Genomic DNA, 17,645 nt, shown 5'->3' with positions numbered 1-17,645 from the left:
GTCACTGTTTTGCGGTGAGCTGCCGGATCAAATCCACTTCCGCCTGTCGGTAGGGCGTGCCATCTGGAAGCAATATTTCGTGAAACCACACCGAAGGCTGATCGAGAACGTAGGGATGTCTCCAGGAATCCCAGGGGAAATATGTTTGCGTCTTGCCCGCGACGAATCCCCAATTGATCGCTCCGACCCGCTCCTGTTTTGCGATCGGCAGGATCGTGTCAAACGTGCTGCCGGCAGAACGAGCCATATATTCGGTGCAGATCACGGGTCGGTTGTACTTCTTCAGCCAGGCGACTTCACGCTTGAAGTATTCGGGCCAGGAATAGTTGTGGAAGCTAATGATGTCTGACTCGCGGAGCTGAATCTCCTGCAGGGTGCCTAGTTTTGTCTCATCAAGCGACTTGTCGACCTCCCACACTCCACTGGTGAGAGGCTGGATCGGATTCATCTCTCGCGCCCATTGGAAGACTTGCGGAAGAAGCACCGCAACTCTCGCCACCTTATCTTTCTCTTTCAATTCCTGTTTTGGGTAGGATCCCTGGTTGTCGGCTCCGGGTTCATTCCAGACATCCCATCCGAGAATGCGATCGTCCTTCGCGAAGGCTCCTACTATTCCCTGAACGTAAGACTTCAGTCGAGGATATTGGCTTTCATCTGTCAGGGCCGCCGCACCCGGACTCTGCACCCATCCTGAATTGTGAATGCCCGGAATCGGCGGATGCTGCGGGCCAAGATGCGGCAACGGGTCCCAGCATGAATCGAACAGCACAAACAGCGGCCGGATGTGATGGCGTGCCGCGATGGTTAGGAACTGGTCAATGCGTCTTTGCAACCCCGGCGCATCTTGCTGCCATAGCAGGTCGTGCAGGAAAACACGCATCGTGTTCATGCCCAGGCCCTCTGCCCAGGTGAGTTCCTGATCAATCTGCTCGGGATTGAAAGTAGCTTGCTGCCACATCTCCAGTTGGTTGATTGCCGATCTGGGAATGTAGTTGGCTCCCACCAGCCACGGCTGCCTGGCGTACCATTCCTGGGTTTTTTGCTCGGACCAGCGAGAAGTTTGAGTGTCGGCTGTGCTGGCGAATGCCGTGGCAATGAGCGCCACAGCAGCGAAAAGGAATTTGATCGCGGATGTCTTCATGAACGGGAAGACATTTTATTCGAGAAAAGCAGTCTGCGCGCGAGCCTATCCTACTGACTCGGATACTTCTCGCGGCTTCCAACTGCGCGCCGCCTTCACGAATTCGCGAAAAATGGCCTTCGAGGGCTCATCCGCTGCGTAAGTTCGCTCGGGATGCCATTGCACGGCCAGGACGAAGTGGTCAGGGGAGGTGCCTTCGAGCGCCTCGATGATTCCGTCTTCGGAACAGCGGGCCACAACGCGCAGGCCGTCACCGGGGACGTCGGCTGACTGGTGGTGGCTGGAGTTTACGCGCACGTGCTCAGAGCCGAGCACTTGCGAGAGTCTCGATCCGGGAGCAACTTGAACGTCGTGTGCGAACTCCACTTTTCGCCCGGCCTCGTGATTCACGCTCGTGTTCCCAATGTGCTGTACCAGAGTTCCCGTGCGCCACACGTTCAAGGATTGCAGTCCATAACAGATTCCCAAAACCGGTTTGTGCAGGTTGTGTGCGTCCTGCAGCAGTAATTCATCCAGGTTGTCGCGGCCTGCGTCAGCAGTCGCAGTCTTGGGGTGGCGTTCGGCGCCGAACTTCTGCGGATCGACGTCTGCAGGACTCCCGGGCAGCAAGACCCCCTCGCAGCTTGTGATCAACTTGGCAATTTCGTGTGGCGTCGCGCGTGCGGGAATGACAACCGCTTCGCCGCCCTCAGCCTTGATGGCGTCAAGATACTGGGGCAGGGAACGCTGGTTATATTCAGGGTTGGAAGAGGTAGGTTCGGGAATCGCAATGCGAGGCTTCACTCCAGTAGTTTACAAGCTACGGAGCTGCGAACCTTCGGAGCTACGAACCTTGAAAGCTAGCTTCCCACGTGCAGCGGGATGAACTGCGGCCTTGGGCTGTTCGCGTCGCGTCCTTTTCGTTTGCTGAACGCGTTGCGGTAAACAGCGTCATATTGAGCCCCCACCGCTTCCGGGCTGCGTGTCGCGCGACAATGATCTCGCCCCGCGGAAGCAAGCGCGCGGCGGAACTGTGGATTTCCAGCAAGAAAGCTGGCGCGCTTGGCGATATCGCTTACCTCGCCCGCCCGGAACCAGAGGCAGCCGCGGCCTTCCGGAGTGATGTCGCGATGCTGCTCCGCGTCACACGCGAGCAGCGCGCGCCCATGTGCGAGAACCTGAACGGCGATCCCGCCGGCAGCGTGTTCGCGGTCGCAAATCACGACATCTGCTGTTGCCAGAGCTCTTTCTTGCACGCAAGGAGGCAAGACGCAAATCCACGGCATTAGATTGCACGACGAAGCTATCTCAGAGATTGAATCTTTATCAGTTCCGTCTGCGAGCAAAACCAGCCGGACATCAGGATTGTCGCCGCGCACCGTGCACAGCACGCGCATCCAGCGCAGGAATGCGGCACGATTTTCCGATTCGCTACCCTCGATAGCCGGCGCAAGTAACAGGACTGTATCGGGTCCGGCGTTCGCCAATTCGATCAGCCATTTTCGTTCGGGGACAGACTCCAACAGAGTCTGCTCGACAGGCTGTGGGATCAAGAATACATTCGCAGCATTCACGCCGCGATCCAGGCATGCGAGGCGCTGGATATGATCGTTGACAACCACCGCCCCGGCCCGCGTGAGCACAAACTGCTCGGCAACGCGGAAGGAGCGGCCAAGCCACGAGTTCTCATCGCCATTCCCAGCCGCAGCGGCCAGCTTTTCAATGGGCCGCCTGAATTGATACACGACCGAGGATGAAACCCGTACTGCCGCCATTCCTGCCGAAAAAGAATGGGCGTGAAGCAATTCGGAGGAGGTTTCGGCGGCGCTCTCGTAGATCAGATTTTTCCATTCACGCACGTGACCCCAGGTTTCGAGGAGAGAGATCGAGCGCGCCTGTTCTCGTTTTCCTGTTTTGAAAAATCCAGCCGTTCCTATAGTACCGTTTGGCGTAAGCAGGGAAGGCCTCATGCCCACAGCCAGCTGACCTTCCACTAGCGGCAAGACATCCCGTGCCAGTTCGCAAGCGTGAATCACGGCCCAGGGATAGGATTTTGGAGAAGGATGCCGGCGCGTCTCCGCCTCGGCTAAATGAGTTCGCAGACTATTTCCAGTCGCGGCGGGATCTTTCCGGTTCCTGAATCTCGTTAAGGCCATGCGCTAAGAAACTTCCTTCCGCTCGGAGGCGAGCAAGCGCGAGTACGTCAGCACCTGGTTACGGCCTCGTGACTTCGCGGCATACAACGCGGCATCGGCGCATTCAATTAATTTCTGGCGGCAATCGGCGTCGCAGCCGTACACAGCTATTCCGATGCTGATTGTGAGCTTCTTGTGGCCATTCGATGCGTCAATTTGGAAGTCCGCGTTTTGAATGGATTTGCGGATGCGCTGTGCTACCGAGATTGCTTCCTCTTCCATGGCCTCAGGAAGGATGATCACGAATTCTTCTCCGCCATAACGAGCCACTGTATCGACTTCGCGCATATCCTTCACAAGCAGTGAGGTAACCTGGCGCAACACAGAGTCCCCGACCTGGTGTCCGTGAGTGTCGTTTAGCGCCTTGAAGTGATCGATATCGACCATGAGCAGGGCAAACTGTTCGTTTCTGCGATCCGAGCGCTTTACTTCGAGGTCTAATTGCTGCTCGAAATATCCTCGTGTCCGCAGTCCGGTCAGATAGTCGGTGAATGCGAAGCGCAGCAGGCCTTCATTGGCCTGCTCGCGCGTGAGTAGATTCTCAGAGACGAGAGCAAGAGTCCACAATAATTGCGCGTCATCCTCGGTGAAAGCCTCGCTCTTCTCACAAAAAAGCTGTAAGGATCCCAACACTCTGCTTTTCACGAACAGCGGGACGATCAGGGCAGACTTTGCTCCAGTCGCCGCGAGTTCAGCGTCCACCTTCGGATTGCGTCCCGTTTCCATCAACAACGGCTGAGCTTGCTGGGTCACCCAGAAGTGCAGGAGATTTCCGCCCCATGGCACCTGGGGACCGTCATTGATGTGCCCACGACGCAAGCGTAGTTCGGTCTTCTCCTGCGGCTCGTTCCAGAAATAGACGCAGGCGCTGTCGAAATTCGTAATAATTCCCGCAAGATCGCAGATCAGATTCAGCGCCGGGCCCAGCTGCATCTGCGATCCGGTAATAATCGCCATGCGCAGAATCGCCTGCACGCTGCGCCAGCGTTTGCCCAGGATCTCTGGGCTCAATTCGCCTTTCGGAGACACGGCAAACTGCGATGTGTCGAGTTCGGGACCAGACGGTATAGTCATTGGCAAATGATGAAGAAGCACGAATTCTGGATCTGAACCAGGCCCGAGACAGTTCTACTGCTGCTCCTAAGATGCCGAATCAAGGGGACTTCGTGGTATCGAGCTGATTAACCTGAGGACATGGCCGATTTCCTGTTGAAGAAGTCAGCGGGCATTTTACCGATGAAACCGGAAGATATCGGCTAAAATTCGGCGACTTTGCGTGGAGCTCTCCTCGAACTTTTTGGGCGTTTCCCGTAGGTCCAGAAAAATGAAGCACTTGCAAACTACTCCGTTCCGGTACTAGGATACGTGCAGCTGTGAACACGCTGCACCCCCGAAAAGCGTGTCGCTCGCGTCGCCCGTTCCAAAATCTGAAGTTGCGGTTCTACCCTGTTCGTTTCCTGTGCTTGGCCGCACTGTGCGCCAGCACGCCACGGAGAAGCGTCATGGCTTGGTACGCATACTGCATTACCGAACAGAAAGCGTTCCTAGGTTCTGCTCGTTCTCGTCGTCCCTTCCCAGTTGATGGATTAAACGGTGTTCGTGGCAGTCAAGTATTTGCCTATCCCAGCGGGGAACTCGCAGTCATCGTCAGTGAATACACGCCTGGTGAGCTGAATCAGCAGGCGGTCATCGAACATGCGCGCGTAGTCAGCGAATGCTTCCGCAACACGACCGTGTTGCCGTTCCGTTTTGGAACCGTCTTCGACACGGACGAAGCCATGCGCCGGGCTATCCGCGCCAATCGCAAAGCCTTCACCGACTCGGTCTCGCGACTGAGGGGCAAGGCGGAAATGCATCTCAAACTCGTGGTAAAGGACGGCTCTCTGCGCGAAGCCATGAACGACATCGAACTGCCTACTTCGGTCGGCGGCGAGTATCTTTGCCGGCTCCGGGAAAAGGCAGTTCGGCATCGGGAACGGCAAACTAAGGCTCGCGCCATCTCTGTCCAGGTAAACAAACTCTTTCATCCGCTCGAGGAAGATGTGAGTTGTCGCAAGAATAATGGTGGCGGCATGCTCATCGATATCGCCCACCTGATCGATGAAAAATCGGTGGAGCGCTATCAGAACAGCTACTCCAGCGCGGCCCGCCAGCTTAAAAACTGCGAAATCCTCATCAGCGGACCTTGGCCTCCCTATCACTTCATGCCCGGTAAACTCCGGACTCCTGGAAGCGCTAATTCGTAGGAAATCCGGTTCGCGTATCTGCTGCCCGGCCATTCGGCCGGGCATTTTCGTTGCATTCAATGGCGATTCGATAGGGATAACCCTTTAGTTATCTTTTGGAGAGCTTCTCTTGAAACTTCTGCAATGCTTTCCTCGAAATCTGGGCTAACATAGGCATCCAAGTACCACTCTTGGGAATCTGAGTACATGATTCAGGCCTCGGATGCCGGCGAACTGGCTTTGCTTCCATATCGGCTAAGCTCAGCAGCCCACCGCGCTCACTACTCAGCTTTCTTGCCTTAAGCGCAACGATCCGAACAGAACGCCATTAGAGAGGGCCGTTTTTGCCGTTTAAGACCCGGATTTTGATTGCCGACGACGACCAAACGATGGCGCGCTCGCTGAGCGACTACCTCTCGCGGCGCAACTTCGACATCGCTTTTGCCGGCAATCACGAAGAGAGCCTGCGAACCCTGCGGTCATTTGACCCCGGGGTCGTCTTGCTGGACTACGCGCTGCCACCGGTGGATGGCGGGGAAACCCTGGAGCGGCTCAAACAATTGCGCCCCGAAATGCCTGTAATCGTTTATTCGAATGATGCAGATGCCGAGGTCATCTTCCGACTTTCGAAGTTGGGAGCCGACGACTATCTGAAAACTCCGTTCCAACTCAACGATCTCTTCACGCGAATCTCGCGAGTCCTGGAAAAGCGTGGACCAAGCGATGGTGGACAGTTGCGCGATCGCGTGCGGCGGCAAAGTGATTTCTCCACCCTCTTCGGCACCAGTCCGCGTATGGAGGAGATCAAGAACACGATTGAGCAGGTGGCCGATACCAACGCCACTGTCCTAATCCGGGGCGAGAGCGGAACCGGAAAAGAAGTAGTTGCCCGGATGATTTATGGCCAGTCGATGCGCCGGGAAAAACCTTTCGTCAAGGTGAACTGCGCAGCGATCCCGCACGAATTGCTCGAGAGTGAGTTGTTCGGATACGAACCCGGAGCTTTTACCGGAGCCAACCGTCAGAAGCTGGGAAAGTTCGATCAGGCGAACTTCGGCACGCTATTCCTCGACGAGATTAGCGAGATGCATCCGGCGCTCCAGGCAAAACTCCTGCATGTGCTGCAGGACGGACAATTCTCGCGCCTCGGCGGCAAGCGCGACATCGCTGTTGACGTCCGTGTGCTTGCCGCAACGAACAAATTCCTGGAACAAGCTGTGGCCCGAGGCTCTTTCCGCGAAGATCTGTTCTACAGGCTGAACGTCGTCACCGTACACATTCCTCCACTGCGAGACCGGCGGGAGGAGATCCCAGTATTCCTGGAATTCTTCCTGCGCAAATACAGCGAGTTCTACGGTAAGCAGCCGCCGCCATTCAGTGAGTACGCCGTCACGCGGATGATGGAATACACCTGGCCCGGAAACATCAGGGAACTGGAAAACCTGGTGAAAAGGTATGTGATCGTCGGGAACGAGTCGCAAATCATCCGCGAACTCTCCATTCACAAGCCCATCATGTACTCTGAGGCGGCAAACAGTGCGCCTCCAGCTCCAGCCGCGCCCACTCATCTCGACTCCCAGCCCCCGGTGCCCCAGATATCAAGGTTTTCGGGAAATTCGAAACACCTGAGGGAGGATCGGCTGTCCTTGCTCGAAATCGGTCGCCGGGCAGCCATGAAAGCTGAACGTGAAGCGATCGAGCGCGTGCTCCTGGAAACCCGTTGGAATCGCCGGCAGGCAGCGAAAATCCTCAAGATCAGCTACAAAGCTCTGCTGAACAAGCTCAAGCTTATGGAAGAGCAAAGTACCCAATCTGAGCAGACCGAAGCCTAAAAGTGGTACTTGGATTCCATATAATCTTCCGAAGATTTTCGATCAGGAAGCGCCTTCCACAATACTTAGGGTTTTCCAAATGCAGCAAAGTCGCATGAATCCTATTCGTTTCTAAGTTGCGCGTTTTCAACACCTAAACGAATGAGCTTTGGCGGGCGAAGTGCATAAGGGATTGGTAATAAAAGAGGCTACATATTTGAGACCTATGGTCTTGCACAATGGAAAATTCCTTCACCCATGCCTGATCGCGGTGCGGTCTGGTACCTTGCTTCTCCTTCCGTGAACGGTTCCCTCCCCTTTGCCTCTTTGAAACAAGCCCTCAGTGATGAGGGCTTTTTTCTTGGACGCCGTGAGCATTCGGCGGTCGATGGGAAGGGCTGTCGGCGCTCCACGTTCGGCTTTCGGCCTCTGATCCGATTTGTAAGTCCAGTTTGCTTCCCGATTTGGAATTCTTGACCAGATTCAATTCCCGCTGTCATTTAAATTCTTCGTACCCACCGGTCCATTGACCGAAAGCCGACTGCCCAACTCCGGTCTACTGGCCGACTGCCGAAAGCCGACCGCCTGTCCGCGCAGCAGGCCATGTTGACGTGGAATTCCGTGCGGGCATATGATTTTTTGTTTCCCCAAAAGCCGCCGCGGCATCTATCTATTTTCGACTTTTTGCGAGGTGAGCCAGGGAATGCAGGCAACTATGGAAAAGAAGCGCCTGGAACAGTTCAGGAAGCAGCTCGAGCAGCGGCAGCAGGAGCTGCGCCGAGTAGTATCGCGGACACAGGAAGACGGCCGCATCGCGGATGCGGAAGCCGCGCAGGACATCGCCGACCGCGCCGCCAATTCCTATACGAAGGAATTCCTCTTCGCGCAGAGCAACAACGACCGCCAGCTACTCGGGATGGTCGAGATGGCACTCTCACGCATCCGCGAAGGCAGCTTCGGCGAATGCATCCACTGCGGCAACGAAATCAACGCCAAGCGCCTCGAAGCGGTGCCATGGACGCGCTACTGCATCGAGTGCCAGGAGAAAATGGAAAAGGGCTTACTCGAAGAGTCGCACACCTAAGAACAAGTTGGAATCCGGCCGCTAGCGGCCGGATTTCCTATTTTCGGCGCCTTCTTCGCGTCTTCTGCTTCGCCGTTCTCGCACAGGGCGAACTTCACGGTGCGCGTAGGAGCTAAGAACCGCCTCACCCGGATGCGCGTTTTGAGGTGGGTTCGATGGTGGTGAACTTTCCATAGCGCTGCTCACTTCGAACACACCTTCCCAGAACGTCGCGCGTCCGCCAACGCCAATGTTGGAGTCTGGATCTTTGCTATTCATACGAATCACTCACTTAAGAAGCGTTCCTGGAGAAATTCGTCTACTGCTTGAACGAAAAAGATGGCCGGCAGCGGTTCTACAGGCTGCGGAAGAAGGAGGATTTGCAGTAGGGAAGGGCACGGCTCATCTGTGCCGTAAATGCGATCCCACAATGGTTCGGCTTTAGCCGCTGAGGTAAATGCCTTGTTTCATCAGCAACACGCTGCCTCGGGCGATAAAGCGCGAACCATTTCTAACCCGCATGACTAAAGTCGGGGCCCTTCCCTAAAGCTCCTTTCCACACCATTTTTCGGCAACTTGTCTGCCGCTGATCAACACATGGTCTGCCCTGGAATGGCCGAGCAGCTTCGGCAGGTTGTCGAGGAGGGTAGCTGCTGGCGCAGAATTCTAGCAGGAATGCAACAGCCGTGATTCGGATCTGTGCTGTGGAAAATCCCAGCTCAGCTTTCCAGCCAGTTCGCGTACAAGCGGTGAAACTGATGTACGCCCTTTTCCTGCTTGGCGCTGAATCGGCCGCGAGTATAGCTGCGCGACTTCAAGTTGCGATGAACGACTTCGCAGATGCGTCCATCTTCGATCTGAATTTCGTCGCTGAAGCGAATGGTTTGGGTTGGTGCTTCCGTCTTGACCACACTCTCCGGGAAATACCATTCGAAGACAGCGACGCAACGCTCCGTCGCAAGCGGCAGCACGATGTTGAGCGAAACGTTATCGGGATAGCAATTCAACATCCAGTTGGGAAAAATCCAGAAGTACTCAGCTTCATCTCCACCCGACGCCTGGCTGTAGCGGCGCTGCACGTCCTTTTCGTTCTCTGGACCGCGAATTGGACTCGCCTGGCGTGAGTGGAACGCAAACGTTTCAGTGACGTATTGACCGTAGTCCAGCTCGCGATTCAGACTGGGATGCACGCTGGGCAGGTGATAGCCCTCGAGATAGTTGTCGATATAAACCTTCCAGTTGCACTCCATCACGTATTCGCGCCGCTCGGCCAGCTTGAGCTTCTCCAGCCGGTACTTCGCGGCTTGCTCCGGCAATTCGCGCAAGCCGGAGACCAGAGCCCCAGCTCGCGCATCGAGGTTAACAAAGACCCACGCTCCCCATTCCCCAATGGGAACGGGTTGCAGGCCAAACTGGGAATGATCGAAGTTTGTGGTTCCATCCATCTCTGGAGCATTCAGCAAACGACCATCGAGGGAGTACGTCCAGCCGTGATAGCCGCAGCGAAACACTTTCCGCGATCCACAGCCTTCCGCCGGCGGACCGGCGCGATGACGGCATACGTTGTAGAAGCCGCGCAGAACGCCATCGCTGCCTCGGACGATCAGCAAAGGTTCGCCAGTCAGTTCAGCAGTGAAGTAATCTCCGGGATTCGCAACCTGATCACGCCGTCCAACGATCTGCCACGTCTTACTGAACAGAACTTGTTTCTCGCGCTCAAGCAACGCCGGATCGAGATACACGTCAGCCGGAAGAGTCCACGACTTCCCAACCGCGGGATCGATTTCGAAATTCGAATTACGCGAGCGGGAAACGGTAGCCATGTTGGGAATTCTATTTAACCATGAGGTCGGGGTGAATCGGGTGATCGGGCCACTGGAAGGATCGGTTGATCGGGCCATCGGGTGATCGGGTTGAAGTAAAAAGGCTTTCGGCACTCGGCTGTCAGCTTTCGGCCTCTGGGTTGCTATGTAACTCACAGAACAGCTTCCTGGCAGAAAGCCGAACGCCGATAGCCGAAAGCCTTTTGGGTTTCACTTCACCCGATCATCCGATGACCCGGGTTGATCGGGTGAAGTAAGAGGCGTGCTTTTCTAGACACTGTCATTCCGAAGCGCTTGATTGTGGCGCGAGGAATCTGCTGTTATTTTTTACGTCCGCAGGAACAGCAGATCCCTCACTTCGTTCGGGATGATAGTAAAACGAAGAGAACGCGATGACACTAAAAGGGAGAGAACGGCATGGCCACTGGAAGGATCGGGTGATCGGGTGAAGTAAAGAGGCTTTCGGCACTCGTACTCGGCTGTCGGCCTCTGGGTTGCTATGTAACTCACAGGACAGCTTCCTGGCAGAAACCCGAACGCCGATAGCAGAAAGCCTTTTGGGTTTCACTTCACCCGATCACCCGATCACCCGATCACCCGATCACCCGATCCTCCATGACCCGATCACGCGATCCTTCCTCGCCCTCAGCGGTAGAAGTGCGGAGTTCCGAGCGCAAACGTGGACGCCTGCTGCAAATCCTTGGGTTTGGATTCGGCATTGCCGTCATCGTCGGCAACACCATCGGAGTCGGCATGCTCCGCACTCCCGGTGATGTTGCTACTCAGCTCCCCAGCCGGGGGCTGTTCATTGCGGTCTGGATCGCCGGCGGTTTCCTAACTTTTCTTGCCGCCATAAACATCACTGAGCTGGGTACGATGCTGCCCTATTCCGGTGGACACTACACGTTTGCGCGGCATGCTCTAGGCGAATATCCCGGCTTCGTGATCGGTTGGACCGACTGGCTTTCAACCTGCGGCAGCGAGTCCGCCGCGGCTGTGGTGATGGGCGAGTATCTCGGCATTCTCTTTCCTGAGCTGGCAGGGAAGTCGCGATGGCTGGCAGCGATGATTCTGATTTTGCTGGCAGCCTTGCAGTGGCAGGGAGTGCGCTGGGGCAGCGGCTTCCAGCAGTTCAGCACGCTGCTGAAAGGTTTGGGATTCTTTGCCTTCGTAATTGCCTGCCTGCTTTTCAAACCGCCGAATTCTCAATCGCTTTCGGCGGCTACGGCTGCACTGCCTCATGGATGGCCTTTGTTCGTTGCCTTTCTAATCGCAATGCAGTCCATGATCTACACCTACGATGGATGGGCCGGTGTCATTTACTTCTCGGAGGAAGTCGAAGATCCCGCTCGCAACATTCCGCGCTCGATGTTCGGTGGCGCTCTGGCCGTAGCCGCGATCTACATCTCAGTCGGTTGGGCGATTGTGCATGTGCTGCCGATCTCCGCCGTCGCAGGACAGCAAATGGCGCTGGGAGCGGCCGCCGATCGTCTGTGGAGCGGTCAGGGAACGCGCCTGATCGCGGCGCTTACCGTGATTTCGGTGATCAGCTTCATGAACGCATGCCACATGATGGCTTCCCGGATATTGTTCGCGATGTCACGGGACAAATTGGTCATTCGGCAGGCCGATATCGTGAATCGGGGAGGAACTCCGACCATCGCCTTGGCGCTCAGCACTGCGGCGGCGCTGATGTTCATTGTGTACGGCGGATTCAACAAGATCATCGCGGTGTTGGCGTTCTTCTTCGTCATCAACTACATCGCCGATTTCATTTCGATCTTCGTGTTGAGGCGGCGCGAACCAAATCGGGAACGACCCTATCGAATCCCGGGCTATCCCTGGACGACGATCTTTGCACTGCTGATCTACCTCGGATTTCTGGCGAGTATCTGCGCAGCAGACGCGCGCAACAGCTTGTATGCGCTGATTCTCTTGGCGGTAAGTTATCCAGCGTTCCGGCTTTCGAAGAGACTCGCGACGGGTATACCAGGTTAGCTAACGTGGTTCCGGCCGCCCCGGCCGGTACACGGTTGAGGAACCAACGAGTATTGGTGAACCCAAATATTTTTTCGGTGTAAGAACTTCCAACGACGAGCTAATTCTTCTACTCGAATGCAAGCGAGTTCAGCTTTGTGCCGGCAGAAGAATCAGCTGGTCACTCATTGCTGAGTACAAAAGTGCTTGTATTCACGAGCATTCGTGGGTTTCTTCAGCCTTGTACCGGCCGAGGGCGGCCGGTACCAGGTTACGGCGAGAAGCCGGTTTTTACCTGGTACTGGACAGAATGATGTTGTCAATCAATCGTGTTTTCCCCACAAAAGCCGCTACAGCCACCAGGGTCCCTGTCCCGATTTGGGAGACAGGGTCCAACGTATCCCGGTCCACGATCTCGATATAGTCCACTCTCACCGCCGGTTCGCCGGCAAGAACCTGGCGCGCAGCCTCGATCAGCTTCGCTGAACTGCGCTCACCGCCTCGATATCCCGATTCGATCGCGCGCAAGGCTCGCGAAAGCGCCGCTGCCTGCCTACGTTCTTCTGGCGACAAATACGCATTGCGCGATGAGAATGCCAGACCATCCGGCTCGCGCACGATCGGAACCACCACAATCTCAAGCGGAAATATCAGATCGCGAGCCATGCGCTTGATGATCGCCACCTGTGCCGCATCCTTTTGCCCAAAGAGCGCCACGTCCGGCTCGACGATATGAAATAGCTTTGCCACAACCGTAGTGACGCCGCGAAAGTGTCCCGGACGCGAGCGTCCATCCAGTCGATCGCTGATTCCTTCCGCTGTCACAAACGTGACAGCTCCTGGCGGATACATCTCTTCGACACTGGGCACGAACAATAAATCGACGCCCTCGGCCTCGAGTTTTTTCCGGTCGGCTTCGAACGTTCGCGGATATTTCGCAAGGTCTTCATTGGGCCCAAATTGTGTCGGGTTCACGAAAATCGAGGCCACCACGAAGTCAGACTTCGCTTTGGCTGCACGCACAAGGGAGATGTGCCCATCGTGCAATGCGCCCATGGTGGCAACAAATCCGACTCGCTTGCCCTGCAGCTTGGCAGCGCGTGCCTCCGAGCGAGTCTCGACAGCACCGTGGAGGATTTTCATTCAGGAATGTGCTCGAATCTCGATGGACTGCTTTACTCGCAATGACAAAAACAAGAGCGAACACGAAGGTCACGAAGGCAAAGCGAGGTCACAACGCCGGCATCTGTTTTTTTGTGACCTCTAGTTCTGCCTTCGTGACCTCCGTGTTCGCTCTTCGGTCTTATCTCGTCATCGCCCGTTTACGCGCTCGAATCGTTTCCAAATCGGCCTGAGTCTCGCGGGGCAGATGATACGACTCCACGTCAGCCGGAAAGGCCTTCGACTCGACGTCAGCTTTGAACTGTTTCACCGCTCCCGAGATCAGCGCGCCCGCATCGGCGTACTGCCTGACGAACTTTGCCGGCTCGCGGTCGGTGAGATTCAGAATGTCATTGATCACGAGCACCTGCCCGTCGCAATCCGGTCCTGCGCCGATGCCGATGGTTGGACACTCGACTTCCTCGGTAATAATCCGCGCCACCTCGCGAGGAATGCCTTCCAGCACAATTGAGAAGACGCCCGCTCGATGCAGCGCGACCGCATCTTTCACCAGCCTCTCGATTGCGGCGAGGCTTTTGCCCTGCACGCGATAGCCGCCCATCATGTGCACTGATTGAGGAGTCAACCCAATGTGTCCCATGATGGGAACCTCGGCGTCCAGCAGCCTATGAATGAGGCTGACGCGCTTCTCGCCGCCCTCGATCTTTACGGCCTCGGCCCCGCCGTCCTTCAAAAAGCGGGCAGCGTTCTTGACCGCCTGCTTCTCATCGACGTGATACGAGGCATACGGCATGTCGGCGATGACGAGCGCACGGCGTACTCCACGGCGCACAGCGCGCACGTGATGCAGCATCTCATCGACCGTGATCGGCAAGGTGTTCTCATAGCCGAGTACGACCATGGCGAGCGAGTCGCCCACCAGGATCATGTCGATTCCAGCCTGATCGACCAGCCGCGAAGTAACGTAATCGTAAGCGGTAAGACACGTAATCGGCGTGCCCTGCTGCTTCTTTTCTTGTACGGAATTGATGGTGACCTTGGCGTCGTCACCAAAACGAGGCGAGGTGATGCTCATTGTTTCCTCCAGTGCACTTCCACAGATGGATAGCGCCTGTAGCTGCAAATAGGGTGCAGACGAGAGAATTCTAGAGCAGCAATTAGCAATTAGCAATACCCGAAAGGCAGCAATAAGCGATTAGCGATTAGCGATAAGCAATTAACTAAAGCAGAAGACCATTGTTATCCATGGTTTAGCTAATTGCTAATCGCTAATTGCTGCCTTTCCGCTGCCTCTCTGCTGCCTTTTCAGTGCTGCTCCAAAAGCACTACATCGCGTCTCCCTCTGGCGCTCCATTCAGTCTCACGCTCCTCGTGCTTCATCTGAGTCTCCCGAGGCTCGGTGAACTTGAACTGCTTGCTGGGAGTAAGTTCCTGCTTCTGGTACGAGGACCCGATATCTTGCCCGTACACCACTTGCGGCGTCGCGGCCATGCGGTAGTAGAGCAGCTTGCCGACGAACTGGCCGTCTTCCAGCAGGATCGGCATATCGTGCGCACGGACTTCGAGCACTGCCTTCGTGCCCGGAATCTCACCCTGGGCACCGTATCCGAATCCCGGATCGAAAAAGCCCGCGTAATGGACGTGGAACTCGCCCATCGTCGGATCGTATGCAACCATCTCGGCGGCATGGTCGGGGGGGACGCGGACTTTTTCCTTCGACGCCAGCAGATAAAACTCATCTGGTTCCAAAATGAGACGACGACTGGCCGGCTTGCGGATGAACTCCCAGAAGTCCGCCATCTCATAATGGCGAATTTTGCTGAGATCAATGGGTGCAGCGTATTTCTTTGCCTTGTAGGCAACGATGTCCGACCGCTCGCTGCCTTCCAGGTTCACCGTCACTGACAGTCCGCGATTGATGGCGTCCACGAGACGATCCTCGGTCTCGTAGCGAACCAGTTGGTCGTCTTTGGCAAGCTCACGCAGCACACTGTCGCGCCGAGCCTCCGCTTTGCCGCGGATGAAGCGAAGCTGATTAAGCTTGAGGCCTTCGCGAACATAGACAGGGAAGCTTCGGGTTACGACTTCCGCGTACAGCTCACCCGAGTATCCGCGTGGAACGCGCTCGAACTCTTCGCCGTGTTCGGTGATCAGTCGCGTGAAGATGTCCAGGCGTCCCGTAGTGCTCTTAGGATTCGCGATCCCGCTCACGTCTGCGGGCAAGTTCAGAGTTTCGGTGAGCTTTACGATGTAGACCGAATTTGGCGTCAGCAGAGTTGGCTGGCGCAGGTCGAGCGTGTCGATTAGCAGCCCATCATGAACCTTCTTTAGCAGCGTGGACGATTTTCCCGGCAGAAAGCTGGCTCGAACGTGAAGCGCCTGTGTGCCCAGGCGTAAGTCGATACTGGCAGGCTGAATCTGCTCGTCCTTAATGGGGAGCGATTCCGGAGCAACAATTACTCCGTTCTTGACCAGCGCACGCAGCGATTGCGCCGGCAGGATTCCGTTGTTGCGCTCCAGCTCAGGTTCATTCGGCAGGCTTTGCTTGGGTGTATTCATCGCTAACGGCAGGTTACTTGCCACAAACCGTGAGGGCAATAGGCAGCTTCGCTGAAAACTCGGTACCAACGGTGGAATTCGCGTACAGAATAAATAATGGTTCACCGGGCTGGCTGAATTGCTGTTCGCGTCGGGGCATCCACCCTGAGTCGTGCCGAAGAGTGGGGTTGGAAATATGCGATTACTTCCGGCACGACTGAAGTCAGTGGCCTGACACGAACCCAATCGAGCTCATTTTTCCTGGCGTCAAGCGTAAGCTGGGGTTAACACTGATTTAACATTTCGGCCCTATATTTATCGTCGGCACGGTTGAAGGTGCCGCTCCGTCCCGTTAAAATTACCTATCCCACCTGCCGGGTTCCCAAAATAGCCAAGGTCAGGCAAGCTCGTAAGAGCGGAGGAAAGTAGTGCTTTCAGTTGGCAGTGCGGCTCCGGATTTCGAACTTCCAGCGGTCACGGGCGACCGGCGTCATAAAGTGCGCCTGAGCGACTTCCGCGGCAAGAAGAACGTTGTGCTCGCCTTCTATCCGCTGGATTGGACACCCACGTGAACCGAGCAGATGACGGCGTACAGTCGAGAACTCGACAAGTTCGCCGCCTACGATGCCCAGGTCATGGGCATTAGCGTTGACTCCACCTGGAGCCACATCGCGTGGCAGGAAAAAGAAATCGGCAAGCTGAACTACCCCCTGCTGAGCGACTTCTATCCCCACGGCGAGATAGCGCGGAAATACGGCGTCTTCCGCGAAGGCGATCCTATTCCGGGAATCAACGAACGGGCTATCTACGTGATCGACAAGACGGGCAAGATCGTCTTCGCTCAACTCTATGAACTTGGCGAATCGCCTGACAATCAGGATGTAATGGAAGTTCTCGAGCGACTGGCGCCGTCTGCTCAGTCGTTGGTCGGTTAGAGCCGCGTTAACCACGGAGACGCGTTTCTCCATCGTGAAAGGGTTCTGCCGAAGATCATCTGCGCAGAGCTGGGGCGCGAGCTTTTTCACCTGAGAAAAGGGTAATCGGTTCAGCGACTGGCCGGCCGCGTGTGTAGTTAATCCACGCCTCCGCGGCGATCAGATTGATCGTGAAGCCAAGCCAAAACGCTGTCCCGAAAAACTCATGAGGCGATAACCGCCGTGCTGCAAAGAATGCGCCGATGATGGGCCGCACGGTTGCCACGCCAAGGCCGATTGCGAAGCCGCGAATCATCCACTCACGATGCAGGGCTATCTCTCTGCGCCGAATATGAATGAACGCCTTTGTCAGGCAAAACACAAATAGGAGCGCGTAGAGCACAGTTGCCGCAGTCTCATTCGCGCCACCAATCGCCATCTGGAAGCTCATCGTTAACGCGGAGACTGCGATGATTGCGCAGCAGACGAGAAACACGCGTCCTGACCAGCGATGAAACCTCAGGTGCTGGTTGCGAATGGTTCGCGAGAGTTGAAGCGGGCCAAGCACCATGAACAGCATGCCCGGCAATATGTGCACGAGGGTCAGCAGTTTGTGCCGGCTGAAACCGATGTCCAACGCCGCTGTGGGTGAATTGCTCCTCGAGAACTGCGCAGGAAGGTCTAACGCAAGAAGGCGACGTACAGCCGCTGCGAGCCCGATGAAGGCAAGAATCCAGATACATGTCCATAGAAGCCGCACAAGCCCGGTCTTCGGCCGCATGACTTATGGTACGGTGCGAACCTCAGTTGGGTTTCGTGAGATTCGTGGGACTTCGATGGACCAACAGTTGGGCACC

The 17,645-nt window shown here is 56.0% G+C and carries 16 protein-coding genes; 6 read left to right on the top strand and 10 right to left on the bottom strand.

What is annotated here, in order from left to right; translation table 11 throughout:
- Position 1 precedes the first annotated feature (1 nt).
- Genes DMG62_18555 through DMG62_18540 form a run of 4 tightly spaced genes read right to left on the bottom strand, consistent with a single transcriptional unit; the run spans position 2 to position 4,389 of the window.
- Entirely contained in the window at positions 2–1,141 is a 1,140-nt protein-coding gene (locus tag DMG62_18555; GenBank protein PYY21449.1) for a 1,4-beta-xylanase, read from the bottom strand.
- A gap of 45 nt (positions 1,142–1,186) precedes the next feature.
- Positions 1,187–1,924, bottom strand: a complete 738-nt coding sequence (locus tag DMG62_18550; GenBank protein ID PYY21448.1) for a peptidase C26 — start codon at positions 1,922–1,924, stop codon at positions 1,187–1,189.
- A gap of 56 nt (positions 1,925–1,980) precedes the next feature.
- Positions 1,981–3,276 carry a hypothetical protein gene (locus DMG62_18545; protein ID PYY21447.1) on the bottom strand — a complete coding sequence of 432 codons (1,296 nt, stop codon included), beginning with the start codon at positions 3,274–3,276 and terminating at the stop codon, positions 1,981–1,983.
- Between the two features lie 3 nt (positions 3,277–3,279).
- The gene (locus DMG62_18540; protein PYY21446.1) at positions 3,280–4,389 is read right to left on the bottom strand and encodes a hypothetical protein; all 1,110 of its coding nucleotides are present in this window, start codon (positions 4,387–4,389) and stop codon (positions 3,280–3,282) included.
- A gap of 428 nt (positions 4,390–4,817) precedes the next feature.
- On the opposite strand from DMG62_18540, the gene DMG62_18535 reads away from it, so the two are divergent.
- The 3 genes from DMG62_18535 to DMG62_18525 all read left to right on the top strand — a co-directional run bounded on the left by DMG62_18535 (position 4,818) and on the right by DMG62_18525 (position 8,435).
- Positions 4,818–5,561: a gas vesicle protein GvpFL gene (locus DMG62_18535; protein PYY21445.1), complete on the top strand. Its 744-nt coding sequence runs from the start codon at positions 4,818–4,820 to the stop codon at positions 5,559–5,561.
- A 344-nt stretch (positions 5,562–5,905) separates the two neighbouring features.
- Positions 5,906–7,372 carry a sigma-54-dependent Fis family transcriptional regulator gene (locus DMG62_18530; protein PYY21444.1) on the top strand — a complete coding sequence of 489 codons (1,467 nt, stop codon included), beginning with the start codon at positions 5,906–5,908 and terminating at the stop codon, positions 7,370–7,372.
- Positions 7,373–8,066: 694 nt separating this feature from the next.
- Positions 8,067–8,435, top strand: a complete 369-nt coding sequence (locus DMG62_18525; GenBank protein PYY21474.1) for an RNA polymerase-binding protein DksA — start codon at positions 8,067–8,069, stop codon at positions 8,433–8,435.
- Between the two features lie 21 nt (positions 8,436–8,456).
- Here the strand turns inward: DMG62_18525 and DMG62_18520 are convergent, their stop codons facing one another.
- Together DMG62_18520 and DMG62_18515 are read right to left on the bottom strand one after the other, a co-directional pair.
- Positions 8,457–8,693, bottom strand: coding sequence for a hypothetical protein (locus tag DMG62_18520; GenBank protein ID PYY21443.1), 237 nt, complete (start codon positions 8,691–8,693; stop codon positions 8,457–8,459).
- Between the two features lie 440 nt (positions 8,694–9,133).
- Entirely contained in the window at positions 9,134–10,237 is a 1,104-nt protein-coding gene (locus tag DMG62_18515; GenBank protein PYY21442.1) for a (2Fe-2S)-binding protein, read from the bottom strand.
- A gap of 615 nt (positions 10,238–10,852) precedes the next feature.
- Here DMG62_18515 and DMG62_18510 point away from each other — a divergent pair.
- Positions 10,853–12,235, top strand: a complete 1,383-nt coding sequence (locus tag DMG62_18510; GenBank protein ID PYY21441.1) for an APC family permease — start codon at positions 10,853–10,855, stop codon at positions 12,233–12,235.
- A 270-nt stretch (positions 12,236–12,505) separates the two neighbouring features.
- Here DMG62_18510 and DMG62_18505 read toward each other — a convergent pair whose 3' ends face one another.
- The 3 genes from DMG62_18505 to DMG62_18495 all read right to left on the bottom strand — a co-directional run bounded on the left by DMG62_18505 (position 12,506) and on the right by DMG62_18495 (position 15,895).
- Positions 12,506–13,357 (bottom strand): pantoate--beta-alanine ligase, encoded by an 852-nt coding sequence (locus DMG62_18505; GenBank protein PYY21440.1) that lies wholly within the window; start codon positions 13,355–13,357, stop codon positions 12,506–12,508.
- A gap of 160 nt (positions 13,358–13,517) precedes the next feature.
- A complete protein-coding gene (panB, locus tag DMG62_18500; GenBank protein ID PYY21439.1) occupies positions 13,518–14,411 on the bottom strand; it encodes a 3-methyl-2-oxobutanoate hydroxymethyltransferase in 894 nt (297 codons plus the stop codon).
- 230 nt (positions 14,412–14,641) lie between these two features.
- Positions 14,642–15,895 (bottom strand): 2'-deoxycytidine 5'-triphosphate deaminase, encoded by a 1,254-nt coding sequence (locus tag DMG62_18495; protein PYY21438.1) that lies wholly within the window; start codon positions 15,893–15,895, stop codon positions 14,642–14,644.
- Between the two features lie 407 nt (positions 15,896–16,302).
- Here DMG62_18495 and DMG62_18490 point away from each other — a divergent pair, with 407 nt between their 5' ends.
- On the top strand, positions 16,303–16,446 hold the full coding sequence (locus DMG62_18490; protein ID PYY21437.1) for an alkyl hydroperoxide reductase: 144 nt from the start codon (positions 16,303–16,305) through the stop codon (positions 16,444–16,446).
- Positions 16,447–16,455: 9 nt separating this feature from the next.
- Positions 16,456–16,809 (top strand): alkyl hydroperoxide reductase, encoded by a 354-nt coding sequence (locus DMG62_18485; protein PYY21436.1) that lies wholly within the window; start codon positions 16,456–16,458, stop codon positions 16,807–16,809.
- Between the two features lie 55 nt (positions 16,810–16,864).
- Here the strand turns inward: DMG62_18485 and DMG62_18480 are convergent, their stop codons facing one another.
- Positions 16,865–17,569, bottom strand: a complete 705-nt coding sequence (locus DMG62_18480) for a DUF2306 domain-containing protein (GenBank protein PYY21435.1) — start codon at positions 17,567–17,569, stop codon at positions 16,865–16,867.
- Positions 17,570–17,645: the final 76 nt, after the last annotated feature.

Source organism: Acidobacteriota bacterium (genome assembly GCA_003225175.1).
Taxonomy (GTDB): Bacteria; Acidobacteriota; Terriglobia; order Terriglobales; family Acidobacteriaceae; genus Gp1-AA112.
This window is presented reverse-complemented; position numbering and strand designations above follow the sequence as displayed.